The sequence below is a fragment of the Thermoflexibacter ruber genome (assembly GCF_900113045.1).
Classification (GTDB): domain Bacteria; phylum Bacteroidota; class Bacteroidia; order Cytophagales; family Thermoflexibacteraceae; genus Thermoflexibacter; species Thermoflexibacter ruber.
This window is the reverse complement of record NZ_FONY01000045.1, coordinates 1-23,487: the sequence shown is the minus strand read 5'-3', so window position 1 is coordinate 23,487 and position 23,487 is coordinate 1. Positions and strand designations below refer to the sequence as shown.

Genomic DNA, 23,487 nt, shown 5'->3' with positions numbered 1-23,487 from the left:
GTATTTTGCAAAACCAATAGTCCTTACCTACTCCTCTCTATCGTAAACTTAACCAAGTCCTGTAAAGAGGTTTTATAAATAGAGTCAGGAAAGCCTGCCAAGATTTGCTCTGCCTCTTGGTAATAGCCCTGCATGACTTGCTGCGTGTATTCAATCCCTCCTGATTGCTTAACAAAGTCAATAACCTCCACTACTTTCTTGGGCTTTTCACTCTCATTTTTTATCAGGTTGATAATGCGCCTTTTATCGTTTTTATCTGCTTTATTCAGAGCATAAATCAGGGGCAAGGTCATTTTTTTTTCTTTGATGTCTATCCCTACCGGCTTGCCTATTTCTGCTGTACCATAGTCAAAAAGGTCATCTTTGATTTGGAAAGCAATGCCAATTTTTTCCCCAAATTGAAGCATTTTTTGGACTACCCCCTCGCTTGCGCCAGATGAACTCGCTCCTACTCCACAGCAAGAAGCTATCAACGTAGCTGTTTTTTGGCGAATAATGTCAAAATAAACTGCTTCTGTAATGTCCAAAGAGCGTGCTTTTTCCATTTGCAATAGCTCGCCTTCGCTCATTTCTCTCACCGCGTTAGAAACAATTTTTAATAATCCAAAATCTTGATTATCAATAGAAAGTAATAAGCCTTTCGCAAGCAAGTAATCCCCCACCAGAACGGCTACCTTATTTTTCCACAAAGCATTGATAGAGAAAAAACCCCTACGATAATGAGCGTCATCTACTACGTCGTCGTGTACCAAAGTGGCTGTGTGCAAGAGTTCTATAAGGGCTGCCCCCCTATAAGTAGCTTCTGTAATCTGCCCACATATTCCCGCAGTCAAAAAAACAAACATAGGACGCATTTGCTTGCCTTTGCCCTTGATGATGTAATTCATGACATTGTCCAAAATCCAAATATTAGTTTTGACAGAATCGCGAAATTTTTTCTCGAACTCTGTCATTTCTTTGGCAATAGGTGCTTGGATTTTTTCTAAGGTATTACTCATTCGTGTTGTTTATTCCCCCTGCAATATTAACAGCAAATTTCTGAATAATAAACCTCCTTTTTATTTTTTCTCAAAAATAGCCTTAAATTTGCCGCATCAAACATAAAAAATCAATATGCCAAGAAAGAAAGCTACTTCTACTACTCCCTCGCAATTAGAAAATAATGTAGATGTAAATCAGTCTTCTGTACCTGTTATTGGGAAAAGCAAAGAAAAAATACTCAGCAAACACGAAGCTGACTTCAATAAGAAAATCAAACGCATAGAGAGTTTAAAAAAAGAAATTACAAGCATCAAAGAGCAGATAGCAAATATACGTCTGAGAGTAGTCAGCGATATTTTCCCTCTGAGGGAAAAAATAAAAGAAAAACAAAAAAAATATGTGCTGATTCTCGATAAAGCCTATGAATCAGGTTTTTTCAAAAAAAGAGATAGTGAAACATTGATACAACACATTCTTGAACTTTGTGAACACATCTTGGCAAAGCCTGAATTTGTAGATGAGGAAAAGATAACTGAAGACGAGCAGGTAGAGCAACTCAAAGAAAAGTACGAAACGCTTATGTTCACTCAGGAGGAAAAAGAAATCATAGATGATACCGCCAAAGAAATCATACGTACTATGTTTGGCATAGACATAGACTTGGACGAGATGCGAAAAAATCCACAAGCGTATTTCCAGAAAAAGCAACAAGAGATGGAAGAAGGGCAACAAGATGCTTGGGGGAATAGGCAAGGCAATAGAAAGAAAACCAAAAAACAAATAGAAAAAGAACAACAACAAGCCGAAGAGAAAAAGCTACTCAGCAAAGATATTCGCACTATCTATACCAGCTTGGCAAAAGAACTGCACCCTGATTTAGAGCAAGATGAAGCAGAACGCCACCGAAAAACGGAGATGATGAAGCGCGTAACTGCCGCCTACGAAGCCAACGACTTGTTTGAACTTTTGCGTTTGCAATTAGAGTATCAGATTCAGCACGAGCATATCGAGAGCCTCATGGAAGACCAACTCAAACGCTACAACCAACTTTTGCAAGAGCAAATCCGTGAATTGGAAAATGAAAGGTTTAGTATCATTGGTTGGGGAAGTCCTACGGGTATGATTTATGAAAAGTATTGCAGACCTACTCCACAAGCTACAGATAGAATTTTCAAACAGGAAAAAACCGAACTCCAACACATCATAGATAGTTTACAAGACTCTATCAATGCACATACTGATTACAAAATTTTAAAAGAGTTTTTAAAAGAACTTCGCCAAGAATACAAGCAAAGGGAAAAAGAATTTCCTTTTGGAGGCTTTGTAAATTTTTAGGTTTGCCTGTTGTTTTTCTATTGTAAAAAAATTCCACTACTTAGATGCTTAAAAGCCTCCATTGCCCCCATGTACTCGCATGTGTGCGCCCCTGCACGATTTGCATTGGTGATGATGCTTTGCCATTCTGCAAAAGACAAAGATTGAGTCTGCATGCGTGAATAACGGCTGAGTTGGTAAAGCACCGCACCTACAAAAGCATCTCCCGCTCCGGTAGTATCCACAGGATTAATAGGAATACTTGGTATGGTGTAAAGTTGGTCTTGATAGCCAAGTAGCGTGCCTTCCTTGCCTAAGGTAATCGCAAAAATAGCCTTTGTCTTTTCTAAAAAATGCCTTGCTGCCTCTTGCAAAGAATTTTTCTTGGTCAGAAGCATTGCCTCCTCATCACTCAATTTGAAAAAATGACAATGCTCCAAAAAATACCAAGATTGGTCAATAAAATCTTGAATTTTATCTTTGAATAAAAGATGGCGATAGTTAGGGTCAAAACTAATAAATAGATTGTTTGTTAATGCCTTGTTCAGGAGGTATTGATAAGCCTCTCGCAAGTCTCCTTCTAAAAAGCAAGTAGCCGAGCCAAAGTGAACAATGCCAAATTCATTCAAATCAACCCGCTCAATTTCTTCTATACTTAAATTGGCATCGGCTCCCCGACTAAAAACAAAATCTCTTTCCCCATTTTCCATCAAAGAAACAAAAGCAAGAGTAGTAAAAACGTTTTTATCTTGGAACATTAGACGAGTATCCACCCCAAAATTTTGCATGGTATCAATCAACTGCTTGCCAAAAGGGTCATTCCCCACTTTCGCCGCTAATGCTACCTGCCCCCCCAGAGCGGCTACTGCAGCGGCTACATTGGTGGGTGCGCCTCCTGTTTTTTTCAAAAAATTTTCTCCTTCTGACAAAGGTTTCCCTTTATCAATGCAAATCATATCTATCAACGCTTCTCCTATACAAAGTATTTTCATAGATGCCTTTGGTTAAATAATAAGACTTTATACTCCCAAATATTTGATAAACAATAACTTATTATGTTAGAAACAATATTTAATGAGAGTAAAATTGCTTTTGAACAAATTATTTAAATATAGAATATATTTTGAAATTGCCTAAATTTACAGGAAAATTAAGGTAAAAAGATATAAGCATTTAAAATTTTATCTCTAAGACTATTTCATATACCTTCTCCCATGATTAGCCAACATACAAACCCTAACGTAGTAGAAATAAAAATAGGCAAAGCTACCCTCGAGATGATAAAAGTTCAAGGAGGCTCTTATCAAATGGGCAGAGATAAACACAATCCTCGTATCAGACTTTCTGATTTTTGGATAGGGAAATATCCCGTACACCAAGCACTTTACGAAGAGGTGATGGGAGAAAACCCTTCTTATTTTAAGCATTATCGCAAGCCTGTTGAGCAGGTAAGTTGGTATGATTGCAAGCATTTTCTTAGCAAGCTCAATGTACGGCAAGAGGTGAAGGCGGTAGGAGTATTCTTTCGCCTACCTACAGAAGCAGAGTGGGAATATGCCGCCAGCGATAGAGGAACGAGTAACTATGCTTATGCAGGAGGCGATGACTTGATTGCAGTGGGGTGGTACGATGAGAATAGTCGCAACCAAAGCCAAGAAATAGGTCTAAAAAAGCCTACTAATTTGGGCATACATGACCTCTGTGGCAATGTCTGGGAATGGTGTGAAGATGATTTTGATAGCGAGGCTTTCTCCAAAATGCCCTCAGAAATGCTTAATCCTGTTTGCATCAACGGACAAATCATAGCCTTAGAAAGATGCTTAAAAGAAAATACGCACTTGGAATCCAATACTAATCGCATCAATCGGGGAGGTAGCTGGCGAGACGGAATCAGATGTTGTATGCTTACCAATCGCGATACCTACTCGGCAGGACTTCGCCTCAATATTATTGGTTTTCGCTTGGTTGGTATTTTTAATGCTTTATAGTACCTCCTTCAATACTTTCCAAACTGTTTCAGCTACAATTTTATGACCCTCGGGGGTAGGGTGAATGCCATCAGGCAGGTTTAGCTTGGGGTCGCCGCCTACTCCTTCCAAAAGGAAGGGAATGAAAGCAATTTGATTGGCTTCTGCTAATTCTTTGTATAATTTCCTAAAATCAGAAGTGAATTTTTCGCCCATATTAGGCGGAGCTTCCATGCCCGCTAATACTATTTTTACGTCAGGATACTTATTTTTAGTCTTTTCTATGATAGATTGTAGGTTTTTCTTAGTCAATTCAGGACTTATGCCCCTCAAGCCGTCATTACCTCCTAATTCTAATACCAACACATCAATTTTTTGATTGAGCATCCAATCTATGCGTGTATTCCCGCTTTCTGTAGTTTCCCCACTTAGTCCTGCATTGATGACTTTGTAAGGCAAATTTAAAGAGTCTATTTTTGCTTGAATCAAAGCAGGAAAAGCTTGAGAAAGTTCCAAGCCATAGCCTGCGGTAAGGCTATTCCCAAAGAAAAGAATATTTTTTACTTCTTTTGTAGAGGTATCTTCTACACTTTCTTTTGGAGAATTTGCTATATCTTCCTTCGTAGTTTTATTTTCATTGGTACAAGCTATCATGAAAATAAAAAAGATTAGAATAAAAAAAGAACAAGCTAATTTTTTCATATCCTTAATATAGGTAACATTCTGAGTAAGTCTTGCAAAAGCGGTTTTTTCTTGGTGATGGTATCTATAAAAGGCGTATAAATGATTTCGTTGTTGATGATGCCTGCCATGACATTTTTCTTTCCTTCCAACAAGCCCTCTACTGCGGCTACGCCCATTCTGCTGGCAATAATGCGGTCAAGGGCTGTGGGAGAACCACCACGTTGGATATGTCCCAAAGTAGTTACGCGTATGTCCAGTTCGCTGAGTTCTTGACGGACTTGGTGGGCTACACTATTGGCATTTCCTATCTGCTCGCCCTCTGCAACTATCACAATAGAGGAAGTTTTAGAGTTAAACTTTCCACTTCTAAGTGTTTCTATCACTCTCTCAATGCTATTGGGTCTTTCGGGAATCATGACCAGCTCTGCCCCGCCGCCTATGCCAGAGCGCAAAGCAATGTAGCCTGAATCGCGCCCCATTACCTCGATAAAAAATACGCGGTCATGCGAGTCTGCTGTATCGCGGATTTTGTCTATGGCATCGAGGGCAGTATTTACCGCCGTATCAAAACCTATGGTGTAGTCAGTGCCGTAAAGGTCATTGTCTATCGTACCGGGCGCACCTACGGTTGGGATACCGTATTCTTCATAAAAAATCTGCGCTCCAGTGAAGGTACCATTCCCTCCAATCGCTACTAAACCATCTATTTCATGTTTTCTGATTTGTTCGTAAGCTTTTGCACGTCCTTCTTTTGTCTTAAACTCCTCACAACGTGCTGATTTTAAAATAGTTCCTCCCCTTTGGATAATATTGCTTACAGAATGAGATTCCAACTTCCTAATGTCCCCGCTAATCATTCCCGCATAGCCTCTTACGATGCCATATACGTTAAGTCCATAATAAATCCCCGCTCTTACCACTGCCCTAATGCAGGCGTTCATGCCCGGCGCATCTCCTCCTGAGGTAAATACAGCAATGTTTTTCATGTTGATTAAGAATTATGCTTTACAAATTAAAGCGTAAAATTGTTAGTTTACTTTAAAAAATGCAAATTTATCTGTTTGCTAAATGATATTCTTTATTTTTTCCCAAGCGTATCCATTTTGTTTTTCCAATAAATTTTCAAGGTCTTTATACAAATCTCCAAACTCCGCTTGGGTGTAAGACTTATAAATTTTCTTTGCTGCTAAGTAATGAATCTGGTCGCAAATATTGGTCAATGATTCAAAAATATGAGAAGTAATCAGCAAGGTTTTTCCTTTTTCTTTCAATACATTGATGATTTTGCGAAAAGCAAAACTTCCTTCAATGTCTATTCCGTTGAAAGGCTCGTCTAAGATAATGATAGGTCTATCCAAGCTAAGTAGTGCCATAAAAGCTAATTTTTTCTTCATGCCTGTTGAGTAATTGTCTATGAGTTCGTGCAAAGGAAGTTGAAAAATCTCATTGACAAGTGCTATGTCGAATTGCGACTGATAGGCTTGAAAAATTTGTAAATACTCCCTTCCCGTCAAATAGTGATAAAAATAATTATTTGTTTCTAAAAGTGCCACCTCTTTATATGACAGTGCTTTACCTTTCCAAAAAATCTTGCCTTTATAAAAATCTATTTCTCCACTGATACATTTTAGCAGACTTGTCTTGCCTGAGCCATTGATACCTACTAAACCATGTACCTGACCGTCTGCTATTTCAAGATGTAGATTTTCCAAAATAAGACGCTCAGATTGGTATGCTAATGTCAAATCCTTAATGCTCAGCACTATGCGTTGTGTGGTTACGTTGGTTGGTTCATTAATTAGCTGCAAATATATGACAAAATTATTTTTTTATATCAAGTTATACTTTTTATGTAGCAAGAAATAAAAATTGTGTTAATTTAGCTTATAAAAAAGACAAATCATGCTCGATGCTTTTGCCGAATACTTAGAATACCAAAAACGTAGTAGCAAACATACTATCACCGCCTACATGACCGACTTGGCTCAGTTTGAAGGATTTTATGAAAAACTTTGCTTAGAAGAAGGGCAAAAGTTAGAAGAAATCACCTTAGACAAAGTTACCTTACAAGACATACGCTGTTGGGTAATTTCTTTGGTAGAAACACAGGAAGACGGCACCAAACTTAATCATAAGTCCGTCAATCGCAAACTTTCTGCTCTCAAATCTTTTTATAACTTCTTAGAAAAGAAAGGATTAGTAGAAAAAAATCCCGTTAGTAAAATAAAAAGGTTAAAAGTAAGCAAAAACTTGCCTCTCTTTGTCGTAGAGGACCGCATGGAAAAACTCTTAGAGGAAGTTCCTTTCGAGGATGGCTTCGAGGGAATCAGGGACAAGCTCATCATAGAGTTATTGTACGGAACGGGTATTCGCTTATCTGAGCTTTTAGGACTGAAAATCAGCGATATAAACTTGCACAAGGCAACTATCAAAGTCTTAGGCAAAAGAAATAAAGAAAGAATTATTCCAATTCATGACATTTTACTTGACTTTTTAAAAAAATTTTTACAACTTAAAGGCATAGTTGAAGGGATGTCCTCAGATGACTATCTTATTACAACCGCAGATGGGGAGCAGGCTTATCCGATGATGATTTGGCGAATAGTCAAAAAAATGCTCGACCAAGTCAGCACGCTGGAGAGGCGAAGTCCTCATGTACTTAGGCATACCTTCGCTACGCATTTGCTTAACAATGGAGCAGACTTGAATGCTATTAAAGATTTGCTTGGACACAGTACACTCGCCTCTACACAGGTTTATGCCCACAATTCAGTAGAAAAGTTGAAGCGTGTATTTGAAAAAGCACACCCCAAAGCATAAATCTTGAATACCTTACATGGCTGCAACATTAAGCGAATGTAAATCGTATGTTAATTGAGAGTAAGACTTTCGTTTTATTCTTGCTTCAAAATCATTTTTCACATTAAATTTTTAATGTTATGAAACTTCAAATTCATTCCATCCATTTCGACGCTGACAAGAAATTGTTAGATTTTATCAACAAAAAAGTAGCTAAATTAGAAACTTTTTTTGACAGAATCACAGGCGGCGAAGTTTACCTCCGATTAGACAAAGGCGAACACAGCAGAGATAACAAGGTAGTGGAAATCAAGTTGTTTCTTCCCGGTCAAACCCTCTTTGCCAAAGAACAAAAAAATAGCTTTGAAGCCGCTACTGATGAGGCAGTAGCTTCGCTTAAAAAGCAAGTAGGAAAACACAAAACTAAATTGAGAGAAAAACACCCTACAAATACAAATATGCAGATAGTTGATGAGGAAATGTTGGAAGCAGAAGCAGATTAGTGAGAAAAGTCAATATTTTTAGTAAAAAACAAGCGATACTCTTTTAAAGTATCGCTTGTTTTTTATTTCGCTGCCACCGCTACAATTTCTACTTTGGCTTTGAGCGGTATAGCGGCAACTTCTATGGTAGCACGAGCAGGAGAAATTCCCCCAAAGTAAGTGGCGTACACCTTATTCATTTTATTGAAATCATTGATATTTTTCAGGTATACAGTCGTTTGCACTACGTCAGACAGTCTCAGCCCTGCTTCTTCTACGATTACTTTGATATTTTCTAAGGCTTGTCGCGTCTGTACATCTATCGAGTCACCCACCAATAGTCCTGTTTTAGGGTCTATGCCTAACTGACCCGCTACATACAAAGTATTGTTCTTAAAAATCGCTTGACTGTAAGGTCCTACGGGTTTGGGGGCTTTTTCTGTATAAATGATTCTCCTTTCCGTACTTGGTGAAATAATCACGCTGGTATCTATTGATTTGCTTACTTCTGCATTTCCCTCTATTTGGGCAGTACGAGGCGAACAGGCTACCACACCCAATAATCCAAGTAAAAATGACAAAAATAAGTATTTCATAGAATTAAAAAGTTAATTACCAAAACCTTACTTAATCAACATTCCTATCCTGCCCCAACGGATACGGCTAAAAATACTTCCTAAACCTCCCTCGGGGTCTATTGACCACCAAACCAACAAACCTTTCCCTAAGATATGGTCTTCGGGAACAAAACCCCAGATGCGAGAATCTTGGGAGTTGTGGCGATTATCTCCCATCATGAAGTAATAATTTTGGTTGAAAGTATATTCAGTAACTTCCTTGCCGTCTATCAATAGCTTATCTTCTTTGATTTCTGCATTCTTATTGCCGTCGTAGTACGTAATTACCTTTCCGTACAAAGCCAAGTTTCTCTTGTCTATATTTATTTTATCTCCTCTTTTAGGGATGTACAAAGGTCCGAAATTATCTATGCTCCAATCAAAGCCCTCTGCCATAGGGAAAGTCATTTCTGAATAAGCCCCCTTTTCGTTAGTAATTTCGGTAACAGCTTTGACTATATCTACCTCAGCTTTAAACTTTTCCATTGTTTCAGGAGTAGCTTGGACTACATAGCCTTTGTCTGTACCGTAAGTATCTGTAATGTCGTATTTTTTAAAAACTCTATCGTTAATTACTGAGCCATTGGTACGAACATCGTAGCTGGATTGCATCAAAGGAGGATTTTCTACCTCTTTTCTATTGATATATACTTGGCGGTTTTTGATTTCTATGGTATCTCCTGCAATACCAATGCACCTCTTTATATAATTGGTTTTCAAATCAGTAGGATAGTTATCCTCGGGAGGATAGTTGAAAACTACCACATCATTATTTTTAATTTCACTGATACCGGGAAGTCTGTACATAGGGAGTTGAATCCAATCTAAGTAAGAAGGAATCTCTGTCCCCCATATTTTTTGATGAGTAAGCGGAAGTTGCAACAAGGTTTGGGGGGTACGCGCTCCATAGTGAAATTTGCTTACAAATAAAAAATCTCCTACCAACAAGGATTTTTCCATAGAAGGCGTAGGGATAGTGAATGCCTCAATCAAAAACCAGCGAATGATAGTAGCCGCTATAATCGCAAAAACAATGGCGTCCACCCACTCTCGTAAAGCACTTTTCTTTTTTGCTGTCTTTTCAGTTTTAGTTTTTTCCTTTGTATCTTTTGTTTCCAACATCTTTGATGAATTAGAGTTTACCGATGATAGTGCAAATATAGAGATTGTTTGTAGTTTTTTTGGCAAATAAAATCAAAACACTTGTTTTTTGTTGTTAAAATTCGCTAAAAATGTGCGAAATTAATCTATCTTGCATAAGGTTTTACTAATAACACAAAACTATTCACAGAGTTTAGAATTGCTCAATAATAGTTGTATTATCTATATGAAAGCTTTGTTACTCAGCTATTTGCAATCTTAGAAATACAATCCTAAGGCTATCTTTTTGATTACTAAAAACTTCTACCTTTTTAACTACATGAAAAAGCTCATTCAAGCATTACTTATTTTTTGTTTAGTGGGGACAGTTTCTTCTTCATTAAAGGCGCAGTTTGGATTCGGTTTGGGTTGTACTTATACTCAGACATCAGGAGAGATGCGACAGAATTTTGGCAAAGCAGCACACGGTGCTTATTTCCCCGCTTATGTGTATATTCCCAAACTAAGAAGTTACATTGGCATCAATTTTTCTTGGGCAGGCTACGGTCGTTTCAATAATTTAGAGAAAAATTACCAATTCTCCAATTATTACACCAGATTTAGAATTGTATGTAACAAATCGATACGGCAATTATAGTTTCACTTACGAATTGGAACTGATGCGCACATATAAAGTAAGACCTTTTGTTGCTGTCAGTGCAGGTAACACACGTTTCAAGACAGAACTGGTAGTAAGAGACCCTGAGGTATATACGAGAGATTGCCCAAAGCCTGAGAAAATAGACAATCTATTTGAGTCGATAACACCTCAGAGGTCGGCAACATTGGGACTGCGTTTTGTTTTGCATAAGATAGAATATGACGATGATACCCACCGCACTAACTATATTTGTTTAGATGTCAGTGTTACACACCTTACAGGAGGAGAAGATGCACGCTATATGGTCTTGAAAAATGATATGCCTAATCCCAATGCGGGTAGTGAAGTAGTGATACCCTTTGCCAGCGAAGCAAGACCTGACATTATATATCCTTGATAATGCGGGTAGGATTTACTCAAACCCTTTGGACTTAATCTTACTTAAAGTAGGCTTGACTTGCAGAGTACAGCGACCACCCAAAAAGTATAAAAAGAATGATTAGCTGGGCATTATTTAGTTTTGTTTGAATTGATAAAATCACAATTCATTTATTTTCTCTAAATACCTATCTGCTTGTTGGAGTATCTTTGTCAGTTCCTCTTGCGGCATTTTGTTTAGGGTTACGTACATCATGCCTATACGCGGATTTTTCTCTAATTTTTCCCTATGCCTGTGATAGAAGTGCCAATACAAGCTATTGAAAGGACAGGCACTGTCCCCGTATTTTAAGTCCTTGTTGTAGTGGCATTTAGTACAATAGTTGGTCATTTTGTGCATATAGTTGGCACTGCCTACGTAGGGTTTGGTAGCTACCAAGCCTCCATCGGCAAATTGGCTCATGCCACGAGTGTTGGTAATTTCTACCCATTCTATGGCATCTATATAAATACCTAAGTACCATTCATCTACGTAGTCAGGGTGTACGCCTGCTAAATTGGCAAAGCTACCTGTAACCATTAGTCTTTGGATATGATGGGCATAGGCTTTGTCCAAAGATTGATTGATAGCGTGTTTTAGACAGTTCATTTTAGTCTGCCCAGTCCAATAGAACTCAGGAAGTGGGTTTTGATGCTCAAAAAAGTTTAGCGTTGCATACTGCGGCATATTTGCCCAATACGCTCCCCTCATGTACTCCCGCCAGCCTATGATTTGCCGCACAAATCCTTCTATTTGAGCAATCGCTATTTCATGCTGATTTTTTTCCCAATAGTCTATGGCGGCTTGCACTACTTCCAGAGGACTAAGCAGTTTTACATTCATCACAAAAGAAAGTCGCGAATGGAAAAGATAAGGGAAGTTTGTTTCCATAGCGTCTTGGTACGTACCAAAATGTTTTAAACAACGCTTTACAAAAAAATCTAAGAGTTGCAGGGCTTGTTCTCGGTTAATACACCACTCAAAATTATCTATCTCAATTCTACCTATGGTATTGATATTGAATTTTTTAATCATCTTTACAATTTCCTTCACCTCGTTTTTAAAAGTAAGCGGGGTAGGCACGTTTACTTTTCCATCAAACTTTTTCCGATTTTCTGCATCAAAGTTCCACCTTCCCCCCTGCGGTTCTCCATTTTCCATAAGGATATGGTATTTTTTTCGCATACTTCGATAAAAGCTTTCCAACAGGTAGGTTTTCTTGCCTTTGAAAAAATTGCGCATTTCGTAGCGGGTAGTCAAAAAATGCTCAGTATCATACGCTTGCGAAGGGATAGAGAGTTTTTTACAAAAGTCGGCAAGCTGAACATCTAAGCGATACTCGTCAGGAAGGAGGTATTCAAATTTTTCTACTGAGTACTTCTCAATAATGTTCAGCAAATTCTCAGGAATAGACTGATGATTTTCAACATGGTCTAAGGTCAGGTAAATAAACTGATGTCCTTTTGCTTGCATCTCGGAAACGAAGTATCGCATGGAGGCAAAAAAGGCTACAATTTTTTGGATATGATGCCTGACATAGTTGGTTTCTTGCAAAACCTCCATCATTACGTAAGTTACTTGGCTATCAACTTGTTGAAACCAAGAGTGATGATGATTGAGTTGGTCGCCAAGTACAAGGCGTAATATCTTCATTGGCTTAGGGAATCAGGTTTTTCTTATAACCTAAGCCTTACAAGATTTGTTTTGTTTCAATAAAGTTTAGTTCTCTATTGCCTTCTCTACTCTGCAACCTACTGCCACAATCTCAGGGAGTTCTTGCATACGCATATATTGGCGCAAATGAAGGGTATATTTTCCTGCTCGAGCAAATCGGTAATTGGTAAGCAAGGCAAAACGGTGGTCAAATAAATCTCCTATGCCTTTGCCGTAAGGTTCGCCTGTTTGAGGGTGCATGAGGTTATTCTCTATCATTTTCTCAGCAATTACTTTTCCTGTCGAGTCTTTTAACTCATAGACAATGTATAAGTTATAATATGGATAGGATAGTGTATTGCGAATGTGGTAATACAAATTGTAAGGTACTTGTATATCTTGGATTTCAAAATCAAAACTCATGATTTGATTATCAGCCCATTTTCTTTGCGGCAGGTCTTGGTAGCCCTCAAAAACTCTTTGACTGTCGCAAGCGTAAAATAAAAAGGAAATTGCAAAAAGTAGAATCAAAAAATGAGATTTCAAGCGATAAAAATAAAATCTACGTAATAATAGCATTGGGTTTTAAGTTATAGTTTTACGTACAAAATTATACGATTAGTAGATAGTTTTCTATTTTTCCCAAGACTAAAAAAGACCAAATCAGCTGTTTTTTCTATTTGGCACTAAAAATACTGTTTTTAGCACGCTCTTGGGCAAGCAGTACTTCTAACTCTGCTTCTCTGTTTTTTACCTCTTTTTGAGCAAGTTCTAATTTTTCTAAGGCTTCGCGCATGGCTTCCTGCTTATTGAGTAGTTCCATTTCCATTTCTTTCTGCTCAGTAATATTGACCATGATGACCTGAACTTTGTGAATTTTTCCCTCTAAGTTCCTGATGGGGCAGAAGTTAGTATGAAAAAACATCAGCGTATTGTCTGCTGCAATGATGGCTAAGACTATATTTTTTACTTCCCCCGCAGCTATCTGCTCCCATTCTTTTTGAAAGTCCTCTTTAGCTGGTATCAACTCACAAAAATTCTTTTTTATCAACTGATTACGTTTGTACTGGGTCATATTGGCAAACAGTTGGTTTACAGTTTTGATATGACAGTGTAGGTCGAGTTCTAAAACAGGAACAGACTGATTGAGTGCAGCAATTTTGGAGGCATAGTCCAAGTCTTTTTCTTTTTCCTCCGTAGTGAATTGGGCAAATTGAATCACAGAGGTAGGTCTGCCATCTATGTCAAAAATGGGATTATAGGTACCGTTGAGCCAAACTTCTTTACCCGACTTGCTTACTCTGCGGTATTCCCCTGTGATGTGCGCGCCGCTTTTCAGGCTTTCCCAGAGCAGTTGATAACGTTGGGAGTCTATCTCGTCTTTGGGGAGAAGTATTCTTTCATTTTGCCCGATGAGTTCTTCCTTCTGATAGCCCATGACTTTCAAGTACATCTCATTCACGCTGATGATATTCCCTTCAAAATCAAACTCTACGGCAGCATTGGTTTTATTAATTGCCTCTAAAATGTATTTCATCAAATTACTTTCTTGCTGCTGCTCGAGGAGCTTTTTGCTCAATTCTTCTTTGACTCGGCTTAGTTCCTCTGCGTTTTTTCGCATAAGATGCTCTTTGGACATCAGTTCTGTGTTGATGCGAGTAGCCTCTTCCAAGAATTTCTTAGTTTGCTCATTGGTTTGAATAGTCGCAATAATGCCTCCTAATCTTTCGCTGAGGACTTCCACAAGTTGGATATTCTCCCGACCGATAGCATGCAAAGAGGCAACCTCTAATACACCTATTATTTTTTCATTGGCTCTGATTGGGGCGAGTAGCAGGCTTTGGGGAACAGCCTGCCCCAAGCCTGAGGTGATATAGACATAGTTTTCAGGGATTTCCTCTAAATAAATGGTATTTTTTTCTTTCAAACACTGCCCTATCAATCCTTGATTGATACTAAGGCGTTTTTCTATGTATTTTTTCTTGTTATAGGCGTAGCAAGACACTAATGCTAAGAAAGGCTGGGTATTCTCCTCATTGATTATCAAAAAGATGCCCCCTTGGTTGAGGTCTAAAATAGGGATTAGTTTAGCAAGGAAAGCATCGCAAAGGGTTTTCAACTCAGCGCGTTGATATTGGCGGAGCAAGTTGCCCATTTCTCCTCTGATTCTGCCTTGTCTGCGTCTTTCTTCTTCGTCTTCATAGGCTTTTTTGAGTTTATTTCGCATCTCTATTAGTGCCTCACCGAGCAGGTCGCCCTCCCCTGCTTTTTGGAAAGGAGCATCAAACTTCCCTTCCCCAATATGAAGGGCAAAATGAGTAGCATTTTTAAAATTATTGACTACTCGATTGAATGAATATACTAAGGGCAGCAAGGTCTTATCTACTCTGCGTCTGAGGCTTGCGTTAAAATTGCCCGTAGAAACCTCATCGCTAATTTCAATCAAGTGTGGGATAGCTACTCTAAAATGCCTGTAAAGTAGATAAATGCAAAGCAAAGAAAGCAAGACAATAGCAATAATGAAGACAAAACTCCACCTTTCTTTGCCCCAAAAATATATAGACAAAGCAAGTAAGAAAATTAACGTTAGCAGACCTACAAGTATATGATATACAGTTAGTTTCTTCACTCGTCTTTTTTGATTTTATTTTAAAAGTTATGCTACAATGTACTGCTTTACGTAGCTATCTTGATTGGTTAAATATAAGAGGTTATTTTCATTTTTTGACATATTTTTAATAATATCAATAAAAGAATGGTTAAACGTCCAAATAAAATCAGGTTGTATCTTCAAATCAGGGGTAATAAAATTGGTTTTCAAATAAAAACTTACATCGTCTTTGTCCATTTCGTTCATTATCATTTCTTTGATTTTGGGGAAAGAAAGTTTTTTCAGCAAAGGCACGTAGCCAAAAATTTTGATTTTGAAAAAGTTAGATAGTTGAGTAATGACCGAAGCGGTCAAGATATTGGCAATTTCTGTGAGAAAAGCCTCTCGCATCTCTGTATCGTGGTGAGCAGAAGCGGGAAGGCAGGCTTTGGAAAGATTGGCGGCATCAGCAAATTTTAAAATCAGGTAACTGTGGGCAGGCATATCCCCCATGATAGCTGAGGCAAGTACATACTGCAACTCATCTTGGTTCAGGTTCTCTGCAAGCACATAACGAATCGGTTTAAATTGTACTTCGGCACTTTGCAATTTTATCTCATTTTTTGCTAATTGAGAAAAGGATTCTGCTGAATTTGCCAGTGCCAAATTCATAAGTTTATTTGCTAAATGTAGCTCATTGGGTTCGAGCAAATCGTTCATGTTCAGTTATTTTTTTAATTTACCGATACTCCATTAGGGATAGTTTGCAGGGCTTTTCGTCCTCTGAACAGCAAATTTACAATAGAAGGAATATCCAACACAAGACACACACTCCCATCGCCTAAGATAGTTGTTCCACTTATCAATTTATGATGATGTAAGGGATAAAGCAAGGGTTTTTCCACAATTTCTTTTTGTTGTACCAACTTATCTACCACCAAGCCAATTTGCTTATTGTCAAAGGAAACGATAATTATATAAATTTTTTCTTTTTCATCAAGAGTTTGATAAGTGTTTTGCCAAAAAGCACTTTGATAAAGGTCTGCCAAAGATTGAATACTGAACAAATCTCTCAGGAAAATGACGGGTAAGGTTTCCTCTAAATACGTTACTACCAAGCCTTTGCCTAATTTTTGAAAATTAGTTTTTTTGAATGCCACAACTGCTTCGGTAAAAATGATAGGAATAGCGTACTTAGTTGCTAATACTTCAAAAAGCATCACACTTTTTACAGCCAAAGAAGTCGGCAAAGCAAGGCTAAAAGTAGTCCCAGCATTGACCATTGTCCTAATGCTGATTTTTCCTCCAATCGCATTGATAGTATTTTTTACCACGTCCATGCCCACGCCGCGACCTGAAACTTCGGTAACTTGCTCTGCACTCGAGAAGCCCGATTCAAAAATATAATTAATCACATCGTCATCAGAAAGACTATCTGCGGCTTCTTGGCTCACCATTTTTTTTTGTACCAATTTTTTCCTAATATACTCAGGATTAATGCCTTTTCCGTCATCGCTTATCTCGATAATTACTGCATCGCGCTCGTTTCTTGCACTTAGCTTTACCGTACCTACTTCCGATTTACTTTTCAATACCCTGTCGGTAGGTGGCTCTATACCATGGCTGATGGCATTTCTGACCAAATGCACCATTGCATCGCTAATACTTTGCAAAACGGCTCCATCTATTTCTATTTCAGTACCTTCTAATACTAAATTTACTTTTTTTGCTTCTAAGGTAGCAACATCTCTGACAATGCGGTGGAATTTCATAAATAGCAAATTGACCTGCACTAAGCGAACATTCATCACTCCATACTGCAAATCAGAGGTCAAGCGATAAAGGCGGGCATATTCATTTTTTCGCAGACGGTCATCAGCTACTTTCAGCATCAGCCTATCTCTCTCCACCAACAACTCCCCTACTAAGTTGAGCAGGCTATCTAACTTACGGATAGGCACTTGTATCAAATCAGAGAAGGCTAATTGGGAGGTAGTAGCATTGATTTCTTCGTTTTTCTCTTCCTCAGCAATTTTCTCCTCGTTGGGTAGTTCATTATCGACCTTCACCAATTCAGTTTGGAGAGGAGTATTTACTATGGTTTCTCCTTCTATCTTTTTGTTAGCACTTTCCCTTAAAATTACTTTTAGCTTGGTAGTTAAGCCCTTGTAAGCAATTTTCCTATCAGCATTGATGTTTTGTATAAGTTCGCCAAGTTTGTCATTTGCTCTAAATAAGTCGTTGAATTTCTGCGTATCGAGAAGTAAATTTCCTTTCTTAACCTCCCCAAAAATATCCTCGAGCAGGTGAGCAATTTCTGCAATGCCTTCGTAGCCCATCGCGGCTGCATTGGCTTTGAGCGTGTGAGTAATGCGAAAAATAGCCTCTACCGCCTTTTGGTTGGTGTGGTCTTTTTCCAATTGGGTGAAAAAGCGGTTCAACTGTTCGTAGCTTTCTAAGGCTTCTGCCAAGAAAATTTCTTTGAGTTCGTCATTTTTCATTTGGTCATGGCTCTATCTGCTTTTGAAAAACAAATATTTCTCGAAATATACGAAAAGACTTATTTTATTCTAATTACATTTTCCAAATTTACTTTGCCTTCGGATACTTCTAAAAGATTGGCTTGTAGCTTAATTTCTTTCTTGTCTGCTGACAAAACAAATTTCTCGTTAGATGACTTGCGGATTTTCCCCTCACTAAGGCGAATCACAGAGGTAAAAGTGGCTGTTTTTAAAAAATTTTTCATCTGTTCTTCTTTTTGCTGGTCGCCCCCTGACTGCTCCGAGAAATCAGTCAACCCTTTTAAGTGAAAAAAATTAATCCTTTCCAAATTCTTTTTTTCTATCTTGTAAATTGCAGGAAAACTCTCTAATTCAGGGTATTTGCGGCGGTTCATTTCATTTAAGGCATCGTTAAGCGCATCTATATCTTTGAAATCGAACTTCATTCCAAAAATATAATTTACCTTGTCATTAATTCCCTGAGCGTTGCTGATGCCTTCCATTTTATTGAGGTCTTCGGCACCTTTGACGAAAGTAGAATCTATCTCCTCAGCACTGATTTTCTCCTCATTTTGGTTCATTTTCATAAAAATATCCACAAGGTTCTTACTCTTGCTTAGGTCTATCAACATGGTATAAGTCCCTGAACCATTATTTTTCAAAGAAACTTCTTCTTTCACCTCAAAGCAAGCACTTAAAATAAAGGCAGGAATAAGAGAAAAGTACAAAGCTAAATATCTGGTTTTAAAAAGGTTAATCATTTTTGTATGTGATTTTTTATTTATAAACTAACCGCTCCATAGTTTTTGATATTTTTCGCAATATCTTTATTGAAGCATTTTTGCACAATATTAACAAACTTTTAAGCCATTTTGCAAAATGCAAGCACAATAAGGTAAATTAACCTTTTTAATGACTTATTGGATAACAAATTTATGGAAAACAACGCATTATTAGACGTAATCGTCATAGGAGCGGGTTATGCAGGGCTAACAGCAACCCGTTTGCTCAAAGAAACAGGGAAAACCGTTCTCCTTTTAGAAGCCAGAGAAAGAGTTGGGGGCAGAGTTTACACACACTACATTGATAATCAGTTATATGTGGACTTAGGTGGTCAATGGATAGGACCTACCCAAGATAGGATTTATGCTCTTGCCCGAGAGATGCACGTAAATACTTTTAAAACCTATAATGAGGGAAAAAATGTGATTTTGTTAAACAATCAACGCAAAGAATATACTGGATTAATTCCTAAAATAGACCTGCCTTCTTTACTCAATATTGACTTTGTGTTGAAAAAATTAGACCGAGTAGCCAAACAGATAGATTTGCAACATCCTTGGAAGTCTATGAAGGCAAAGGAATTAGATAGTAAAACTTTAGCAAGTTTTTTAAAAGAAAACATTTATTTTTCTAATGCCCAAAAAGTAGTAGAGGCGGGTTTGGAAACACTATTTGCCTGTTCTCCTTCTGAAATTTCCCTTTTACATGCCTTGTTTTATATCAAGTCAGGAACTAATCTAAATGTATTGCTCAATATAGAAAACGGGGCGCAACAAGATAGATTTGTCGGAGGAGCGCAGCTGATAGCCAATAAGTTAGCAGAAGTATTAAAGGAAAATATTTTACTGAGCCACCCAGTTCAAAAGATAAAGCAAGAAGGGAATAAGGTAGAGGTCTTTACAGAAAAAGGTATTTTTTTGGCTAAAAAAGTCATTGTTGCTGTACCGCCTCCTATGGCACAGCGTATTCATTATGAGCCACTTCTCCCAGCGCAACGTGAGCAGCTCCTGCAAAGAATGCCTATGGGAACGGTGATTAAGTGTATGGCAATTTACGAGCGACCTTTTTGGAGAGAGCATGGCTACAGTGGACAAGCTATGTTAGATGAGGGATATGTCCAAGTAACCTTTGACAACTCGCCTTTTGATGCTAAGTATGGTATCTTGTTGGGCTTTTCATTAGCCGACAGGGCAAAACAACTGATGAGTTTTTCCCAAGAGGAACGTAAATCACTGGTTTTGAATACTTTTGAAAAATTATTCGGTGAAAAGGCACTAAATCCTTCGTACTACATAGATAAATGCTGGGCAGAGGAAGAATGGAGCCGCGGGTGTTATGTAGGCTATATGACTACTGGAGCATGGACATCTTTAGGCGAAGCCTTAGCCAAACCTTTTGGGAATATTCACTGGGCAGGAACGGAGACTTCTCCTATTTGGAATGGCTACATAGAAGGGGCAATCCGCTCTGGGGAGAGAGTAGTGCAAGAGGTACTTTCGGCATAAGTAATATTTTAATCTTATTTTTAATATAAATCTTTAAAAAGAATTTGTTTAAGAAAAAGTTTTCTAAGATAAACTTTTAAGTTTTCTTAGAAAAAGTTAAATCATATTAAAAATTATCTGTAAATCCACTTAATTTGGCATAAAAAATGAGTGTAACATAGAAATATATGCAAAAAATATCGTAGATTGCATAAGTAGATAGTATAAAATATTATGTAAGGTTTAAGCATAAAATAGCAAATAGTTAAACACCTATTTTTTTATTTGAATCCAGATTTTCACTCTAACTGCTTTAAACCTTTGATACAGTTTACCTTTACCCCATTAGATTAAGAAGATGAAATATTTAGCATTTTTTTTAGCACTTATCACAGCTCTTTTCTCTACAGCCTTTCTCCTTGCCCAAAGTCACGTAGAGATAAACGGACGTATCATAGATGATACGGGGCTTCCCGTAGGCGATGCGAAGGTATCCATAGAAAATGGACAGTACATTCAGAGTACTTCTATGGGTAGGTTTCGCGCTACTATCTTTTCTAAAAATCCTGAAATTAAAAATGTAAAAGTATATAAGTCCGGCTATAAATTAGAAAATTGGAAATTTGATAGGGAAAAGGAACTACTTATTATAGAGATGATTAGACTCTCTCAAAATGAGATTTTAAGTGCTAAAACTATCAAAGGAATACTTTATAACGCCAATGGGGTACCTGTAAAAAAAGCATGGATTACGGTAGAAGGAGTTGCGCTCATGGACGTAGCGATGACCAATGAGAAAGGAGTTTTTTACTTGCGAATCCCACCCGATGAGAAGTTTAGCAACAAGAATAAAATTTTAGTAGATGGCAAGCATATCAACGCTTCTTATGTGAAATACGATGAGAAAAAAATGACCTTGTATATCATCTGGAAAGGTGAGGGAAACGGGGCTACTACGCTCAATGAAAGTGAGAAAGAAACTACCAACAAAAGCGATGCTTTAGCAGATAAACTTAGCACCTATCAAATTAATATCTTAGACGAGAACTCCAAGCCTGTTACAGACCTTTCTGTGAATGCGTGGGGGATAGGATTTTTCAAGACGGACTCCGAAGGCAAGTTTAGTATAGAAGCCAAAGATATTCGCTCAGTGAAGTTCATCATCAAAGGTTTTGACAAGTTGAAGACAGATTACGCAGAGGGAAACAAAGTTTTTATCCTTGTACGCAGTGAACTTCCACGTTCTCCTGTCATAGAAGAAGCCAATATTAATCCTGCGAATACAGATGTTAAAACAGTAAGCAACAAGGCAGATACCATCAAAAAAGGAGATTATGCGAGCCGATTCAACCGGGTTACAGACGAGCTGAATGCAGAAAAAGAACTTTTTGAGCAGTCAAGTGATAGGGTTAAGGCAGAAATTGATAAAATTAATGAGGAGTTAGCCAAAGATAAGTCCCTGAATGAATCACAAAAGCAAGTCCTACAAAGCTATTTGGTAAGTTTGGAAGAGTTAATGAATACAAATGCTAAAGTATTTGAGTACAATCAACAACAGACCAAGAACCGATTGGAAATGATGCGTTCTTTTGTTTCTGCAAAAAATAAAATGGACGAGGAGCTGCTCAGAGAAATGGAAAAGGAAAAACAGGAAATGGAATCCGATTTTCGTAAAAATATATTGGCTATTTCTGCGGTAGCGGCGATTTTAGGCTTGTTGGTCATTGCTTCTCTTACTGTTTTGAGATATGTAAATACTCAAAAGAAGAAAATAGAAGTAGCAAATAAAAACTTAGCAGTAGCTACCCAACAACTGAGCGAAAAAGTAGATGAAATCAACCAGAAAAATGAAGAAATGCGTGTGCAAGCTGAGAATCTGCAAAAGATAAATCAAGAATTACATAAAAAAGATGCCAATATTACTGCAAGTTTGAACTATGCCCAACGCCTCCAAAAATCTACTTTCCCTGATGTGGCACTTATTCAGCAGGCTATCCCCAACTTTTTCGTCTTTTTTAGACCCCGAGATATTGTTAGTGGTGATTTTTACTGGTTCTCAGAAAAAACTAATCCTGTTACAGGGCATAAGCAAACTTTTTTGATAGCAGCAGACTGCACAGGACACGGCGTACCCGGTGCCTTTATGAGTATGGTAGGTGATGCACTTTTAGAAAAAATTATCAATACGCAAGGGATAGACTCCCCAGATGTGATTTTGACTGAGTTGCATACAGGGATTCGATACATGCTCAATCAAGAAGAAAGTGCAAACAATGACGGCATGGATATGGGTATATGCCTCATAGATAAAACCAATAAGACCTTAGAATATGCAGGAGCCAAAACTCCTCTGCTGTATATCCAAGACGGTGAGCTACATAGCATCAAAGGAACAATGATGTCCTTAGGCGGACTTCAACTTAAAGAAAATAATTTTACAAAGCACACTATTTCCATAGACAAACCTACCACTTGTTATCTATTCTCTGATGGCTTCCACGACCAATTTGGTGGAGAAACTAATAAAAAGTACAGCAAACAACGGCTTAGTGAACTTCTGCTCTCAATACATCAAGAGGAATTTGAGCGTCAAAGAGAGATTCTATCCAATGAATTTGATAATTGGAAAAAGGATACCAAGCAAATAGACGATGTGCTGGTGATGGGCTTTAGAGTATAAAATTAAAAAAAATTTGTCTAAAAGGTCAAAATTTTGGCTTTTTAGACAAACTCATCTCATTATTCAAAAGTTTACCTACTAATTTCTCCAATACAAGCCTTCTAACATAGGTTCTGTGCCATAAATATTGGTGATTTCCGTTCCTATTTCTATTCTACCCGAAGTCGAGGCAGAGAAACCATTAAAGTTACCGTTGATGGCATAGTGCAAAGCCGCACCAAACATAGGGTCGCGTGTATCTCCCCAATTGCGAGAAGCGTCTTCCACAGTAGCAAAATTAGGTTCCATGCCTTGGTAAAATACTTCACCTATTGCATTGGTAGTGCGAAAAGTAATAGGAGAGAAAGTATGATTTTGCTCTACCATAATCGGTCCTCCTACAAACTTGCCAAAAGTACGAGAACCGACAATAGCTACATTCATAAATGGACGCAAACTATTAATAACGTGAGTTATTGAGGTAATTGTTTAAAAGTCAATTTTTTATGATAAAAAATGTTCAATATTAATAAATATAGTATATTTGAAAATTACACTAATCAAAGAATACTATGTACTTAATATTGAACACAACAAAACTAATAGAAATTTACATTACTTGTGATGACTTTGCTAAAAAATTTGAACAGTATCAATTAAGTCAAGGACAAGTTGTACCACAAGAAAAAATGTCTTGTTCAGAAATCATGGCAATTGTGATTTATTATCATATATCAGGCATGAAATGTTTCAAATATTACTATCAAAGTATTATTAAAGGCTATCTAAAATCTTATTTTCCAAACAGTTATAC

At 37.7% G+C, this 23,487-nt stretch carries 22 protein-coding genes and 1 pseudogene; 9 read left to right on the top strand and 14 right to left on the bottom strand.

The window, feature by feature from the left end:
- Nucleotides 1-23: 23 nt before the first annotated feature.
- Entirely contained in the window at nucleotides 24-998 is a 975-nt protein-coding gene (locus BM141_RS19080) for a polyprenyl synthetase family protein (protein WP_091549064.1), read from the bottom strand.
- Nucleotides 999-1,113: 115 nt separating this feature from the next.
- Here BM141_RS19080 and BM141_RS19075 point away from each other — a divergent pair, with 115 nt between their 5' ends.
- Nucleotides 1,114-2,316 (top strand): hypothetical protein, encoded by a 1,203-nt coding sequence (locus BM141_RS19075; protein ID WP_091549063.1) that lies wholly within the window; start codon nucleotides 1,114-1,116, stop codon nucleotides 2,314-2,316.
- A gap of 17 nt (nucleotides 2,317-2,333) precedes the next feature.
- Here the strand turns inward: BM141_RS19075 and BM141_RS19070 are convergent, their stop codons facing one another.
- Nucleotides 2,334-3,287 carry a carbohydrate kinase family protein gene (locus BM141_RS19070; RefSeq protein ID WP_091549062.1) on the bottom strand — a complete coding sequence of 318 codons (954 nt, stop codon included), beginning with the start codon at nucleotides 3,285-3,287 and terminating at the stop codon, nucleotides 2,334-2,336.
- Nucleotides 3,288-3,509: 222 nt separating this feature from the next.
- Between BM141_RS19070 and BM141_RS19065 the strand changes: the two genes are divergently transcribed.
- Nucleotides 3,510-4,283, top strand: coding sequence for a formylglycine-generating enzyme family protein (locus BM141_RS19065; protein WP_091549061.1), 774 nt, complete (start codon nucleotides 3,510-3,512; stop codon nucleotides 4,281-4,283).
- Here the strand turns inward: BM141_RS19065 and BM141_RS19060 are convergent.
- From BM141_RS19060 to BM141_RS19050, 3 genes are all read right to left on the bottom strand, one after another.
- On the bottom strand, nucleotides 4,278-4,916 hold the full coding sequence (locus tag BM141_RS19060; RefSeq protein ID WP_091549069.1) for an arylesterase: 639 nt from the start codon (nucleotides 4,914-4,916) through the stop codon (nucleotides 4,278-4,280). The genes BM141_RS19065 and BM141_RS19060 overlap by 6 nt on opposite strands.
- 44 nt (nucleotides 4,917-4,960) lie before the next feature.
- A complete protein-coding gene (gene pfkA, locus BM141_RS19055) occupies nucleotides 4,961-5,932 on the bottom strand; it encodes a 6-phosphofructokinase (RefSeq protein WP_091549060.1) in 972 nt (323 codons plus the stop codon).
- Nucleotides 5,933-6,010: 78 nt separating this feature from the next.
- The gene (locus tag BM141_RS19050) at nucleotides 6,011-6,754 is read right to left on the bottom strand and encodes an ATP-binding cassette domain-containing protein (RefSeq protein WP_177217458.1); all 744 of its coding nucleotides are present in this window, start codon (nucleotides 6,752-6,754) and stop codon (nucleotides 6,011-6,013) included.
- 94 nt (nucleotides 6,755-6,848) lie between these two features.
- Here BM141_RS19050 and BM141_RS19045 point away from each other — a divergent pair, with 94 nt between their 5' ends.
- The gene (locus BM141_RS19045; protein ID WP_091549058.1) at nucleotides 6,849-7,766 is read left to right on the top strand and encodes a tyrosine-type recombinase/integrase; all 918 of its coding nucleotides are present in this window, start codon (nucleotides 6,849-6,851) and stop codon (nucleotides 7,764-7,766) included.
- Nucleotides 7,767-7,885: 119 nt separating this feature from the next.
- Entirely contained in the window at nucleotides 7,886-8,248 is a 363-nt protein-coding gene (gene hpf, locus BM141_RS19040; RefSeq protein ID WP_091549057.1) for a ribosome hibernation-promoting factor, HPF/YfiA family, read from the top strand.
- 62 nt (nucleotides 8,249-8,310) lie between these two features.
- Here hpf and BM141_RS19035 read toward each other — a convergent pair whose 3' ends face one another.
- Both BM141_RS19035 and lepB read right to left on the bottom strand, forming a co-directional pair.
- Nucleotides 8,311-8,823, bottom strand: a complete 513-nt coding sequence (locus BM141_RS19035) for a Rid family detoxifying hydrolase (protein WP_091549056.1) — start codon at nucleotides 8,821-8,823, stop codon at nucleotides 8,311-8,313.
- A gap of 27 nt (nucleotides 8,824-8,850) precedes the next feature.
- The gene (lepB, locus tag BM141_RS19030) at nucleotides 8,851-9,966 is read right to left on the bottom strand and encodes a signal peptidase I (RefSeq protein ID WP_091549055.1); all 1,116 of its coding nucleotides are present in this window, start codon (nucleotides 9,964-9,966) and stop codon (nucleotides 8,851-8,853) included.
- 298 nt (nucleotides 9,967-10,264) lie between these two features.
- Here lepB and BM141_RS19025 point away from each other — a divergent pair, with 298 nt between their 5' ends.
- Both BM141_RS19025 and BM141_RS19020 read left to right on the top strand, forming a co-directional pair.
- Nucleotides 10,265-10,582, top strand: a complete 318-nt coding sequence (locus BM141_RS19025; RefSeq protein WP_143090997.1) for a hypothetical protein — start codon at nucleotides 10,265-10,267, stop codon at nucleotides 10,580-10,582.
- Nucleotides 10,583-10,604: 22 nt separating this feature from the next.
- A complete protein-coding gene (locus BM141_RS19020; protein ID WP_091549053.1) occupies nucleotides 10,605-10,982 on the top strand; it encodes a hypothetical protein in 378 nt (125 codons plus the stop codon).
- A 141-nt stretch (nucleotides 10,983-11,123) separates the two neighbouring features.
- Here BM141_RS19020 and BM141_RS19015 read toward each other — a convergent pair whose 3' ends face one another.
- From BM141_RS19015 to BM141_RS18990, 6 genes are all read right to left on the bottom strand, one after another.
- Nucleotides 11,124-12,656, bottom strand: coding sequence for a cryptochrome/photolyase family protein (locus BM141_RS19015; RefSeq protein ID WP_091549052.1), 1,533 nt, complete (start codon nucleotides 12,654-12,656; stop codon nucleotides 11,124-11,126).
- 66 nt (nucleotides 12,657-12,722) lie between these two features.
- Nucleotides 12,723-13,235 (bottom strand): gliding motility lipoprotein GldH, encoded by a 513-nt coding sequence (locus BM141_RS19010; protein WP_091549051.1) that lies wholly within the window; start codon nucleotides 13,233-13,235, stop codon nucleotides 12,723-12,725.
- 97 nt (nucleotides 13,236-13,332) lie between these two features.
- Nucleotides 13,333-15,285: a PAS domain S-box protein gene (locus BM141_RS19005; RefSeq protein WP_143090996.1), complete on the bottom strand. Its 1,953-nt coding sequence runs from the start codon at nucleotides 15,283-15,285 to the stop codon at nucleotides 13,333-13,335.
- 27 nt (nucleotides 15,286-15,312) lie between these two features.
- Nucleotides 15,313-15,966, bottom strand: a complete 654-nt coding sequence (locus tag BM141_RS19000) for a chemotaxis protein CheC (protein WP_091549049.1) — start codon at nucleotides 15,964-15,966, stop codon at nucleotides 15,313-15,315.
- A gap of 14 nt (nucleotides 15,967-15,980) precedes the next feature.
- A complete protein-coding gene (locus tag BM141_RS18995) occupies nucleotides 15,981-17,747 on the bottom strand; it encodes a chemotaxis protein CheA (protein WP_091549048.1) in 1,767 nt (588 codons plus the stop codon).
- 59 nt (nucleotides 17,748-17,806) lie between these two features.
- A complete protein-coding gene (locus tag BM141_RS18990; RefSeq protein ID WP_091549047.1) occupies nucleotides 17,807-18,508 on the bottom strand; it encodes a hypothetical protein in 702 nt (233 codons plus the stop codon).
- Between the two features lie 174 nt (nucleotides 18,509-18,682).
- Here BM141_RS18990 and BM141_RS18985 point away from each other — a divergent pair, with 174 nt between their 5' ends.
- Nucleotides 18,683-20,035: a flavin monoamine oxidase family protein gene (locus BM141_RS18985; protein WP_091549046.1), complete on the top strand. Its 1,353-nt coding sequence runs from the start codon at nucleotides 18,683-18,685 to the stop codon at nucleotides 20,033-20,035.
- Nucleotides 20,036-20,372: 337 nt separating this feature from the next.
- Nucleotides 20,373-22,694, top strand: coding sequence for a SpoIIE family protein phosphatase (locus BM141_RS18980; RefSeq protein WP_091549045.1), 2,322 nt, complete (start codon nucleotides 20,373-20,375; stop codon nucleotides 22,692-22,694).
- A gap of 78 nt (nucleotides 22,695-22,772) precedes the next feature.
- On the opposite strand, the gene BM141_RS18975 is transcribed toward BM141_RS18980, so the two are convergent.
- Nucleotides 22,773-23,117 (bottom strand): S41 family peptidase, encoded by a 345-nt coding sequence (locus BM141_RS18975; RefSeq protein ID WP_091549044.1) that lies wholly within the window; start codon nucleotides 23,115-23,117, stop codon nucleotides 22,773-22,775.
- A gap of 128 nt (nucleotides 23,118-23,245) precedes the next feature.
- Between BM141_RS18975 and BM141_RS23115 the strand changes: the two are divergent.
- Nucleotides 23,246-23,487, top strand: a pseudogene (locus BM141_RS23115) (IS982 family transposase); the annotation flags it as partial.

Bases quoted from the DNA above. Each gene is read 5' to 3' on its own strand.
- BM141_RS19080 (WP_091549064.1), bottom strand. From the start codon at position 998: ATGAGTAATACCTTAGAAAAAATCCAAGCACCTATTGCCAAAGAAATG.
- BM141_RS19075 (WP_091549063.1), top strand. From the start codon at position 1,114: ATGCCAAGAAAGAAAGCTACTTCTACTACTCCCTCGCAATTAGAAAAT.
- BM141_RS19070 (WP_091549062.1), bottom strand. From the start codon at position 3,287: ATGAAAATACTTTGTATAGGAGAAGCGTTGATAGATATGATTTGCATT.
- BM141_RS19065 (WP_091549061.1), top strand. From the start codon at position 3,510: ATGATTAGCCAACATACAAACCCTAACGTAGTAGAAATAAAAATAGGC.
- BM141_RS19060 (WP_091549069.1), bottom strand. From the start codon at position 4,916: ATGATAGCTTGTACCAATGAAAATAAAACTACGAAGGAAGATATAGCA.
- pfkA (WP_091549060.1), bottom strand. From the start codon at position 5,932: ATGAAAAACATTGCTGTATTTACCTCAGGAGGAGATGCGCCGGGCATG.
- BM141_RS19045 (WP_091549058.1), top strand. From the start codon at position 6,849: ATGCTCGATGCTTTTGCCGAATACTTAGAATACCAAAAACGTAGTAGC.
- hpf (WP_091549057.1), top strand. From the start codon at position 7,886: ATGAAACTTCAAATTCATTCCATCCATTTCGACGCTGACAAGAAATTG.
- BM141_RS19035 (WP_091549056.1), bottom strand. From the start codon at position 8,823: ATGAAATACTTATTTTTGTCATTTTTACTTGGATTATTGGGTGTGGTA.
- lepB (WP_091549055.1), bottom strand. From the start codon at position 9,966: ATGTTGGAAACAAAAGATACAAAGGAAAAAACTAAAACTGAAAAGACA.
- BM141_RS19025 (WP_143090997.1), top strand. From the start codon at position 10,265: ATGAAAAAGCTCATTCAAGCATTACTTATTTTTTGTTTAGTGGGGACA.
- BM141_RS19020 (WP_091549053.1), top strand. From the start codon at position 10,605: ATGCGCACATATAAAGTAAGACCTTTTGTTGCTGTCAGTGCAGGTAAC.
- BM141_RS19015 (WP_091549052.1), bottom strand. From the start codon at position 12,656: ATGAAGATATTACGCCTTGTACTTGGCGACCAACTCAATCATCATCAC.
- BM141_RS19010 (WP_091549051.1), bottom strand. From the start codon at position 13,235: ATGCTATTATTACGTAGATTTTATTTTTATCGCTTGAAATCTCATTTT.
- BM141_RS19000 (WP_091549049.1), bottom strand. From the start codon at position 15,966: ATGAACGATTTGCTCGAACCCAATGAGCTACATTTAGCAAATAAACTT.
- BM141_RS18995 (WP_091549048.1), bottom strand. From the start codon at position 17,747: ATGAAAAATGACGAACTCAAAGAAATTTTCTTGGCAGAAGCCTTAGAA.
- BM141_RS18990 (WP_091549047.1), bottom strand. From the start codon at position 18,508: ATGATTAACCTTTTTAAAACCAGATATTTAGCTTTGTACTTTTCTCTT.
- BM141_RS18985 (WP_091549046.1), top strand. From the start codon at position 18,683: ATGGAAAACAACGCATTATTAGACGTAATCGTCATAGGAGCGGGTTAT.
- BM141_RS18980 (WP_091549045.1), top strand. From the start codon at position 20,373: ATGAAATATTTAGCATTTTTTTTAGCACTTATCACAGCTCTTTTCTCT.
- BM141_RS18975 (WP_091549044.1), bottom strand. From the start codon at position 23,117: ATGAATGTAGCTATTGTCGGTTCTCGTACTTTTGGCAAGTTTGTAGGA.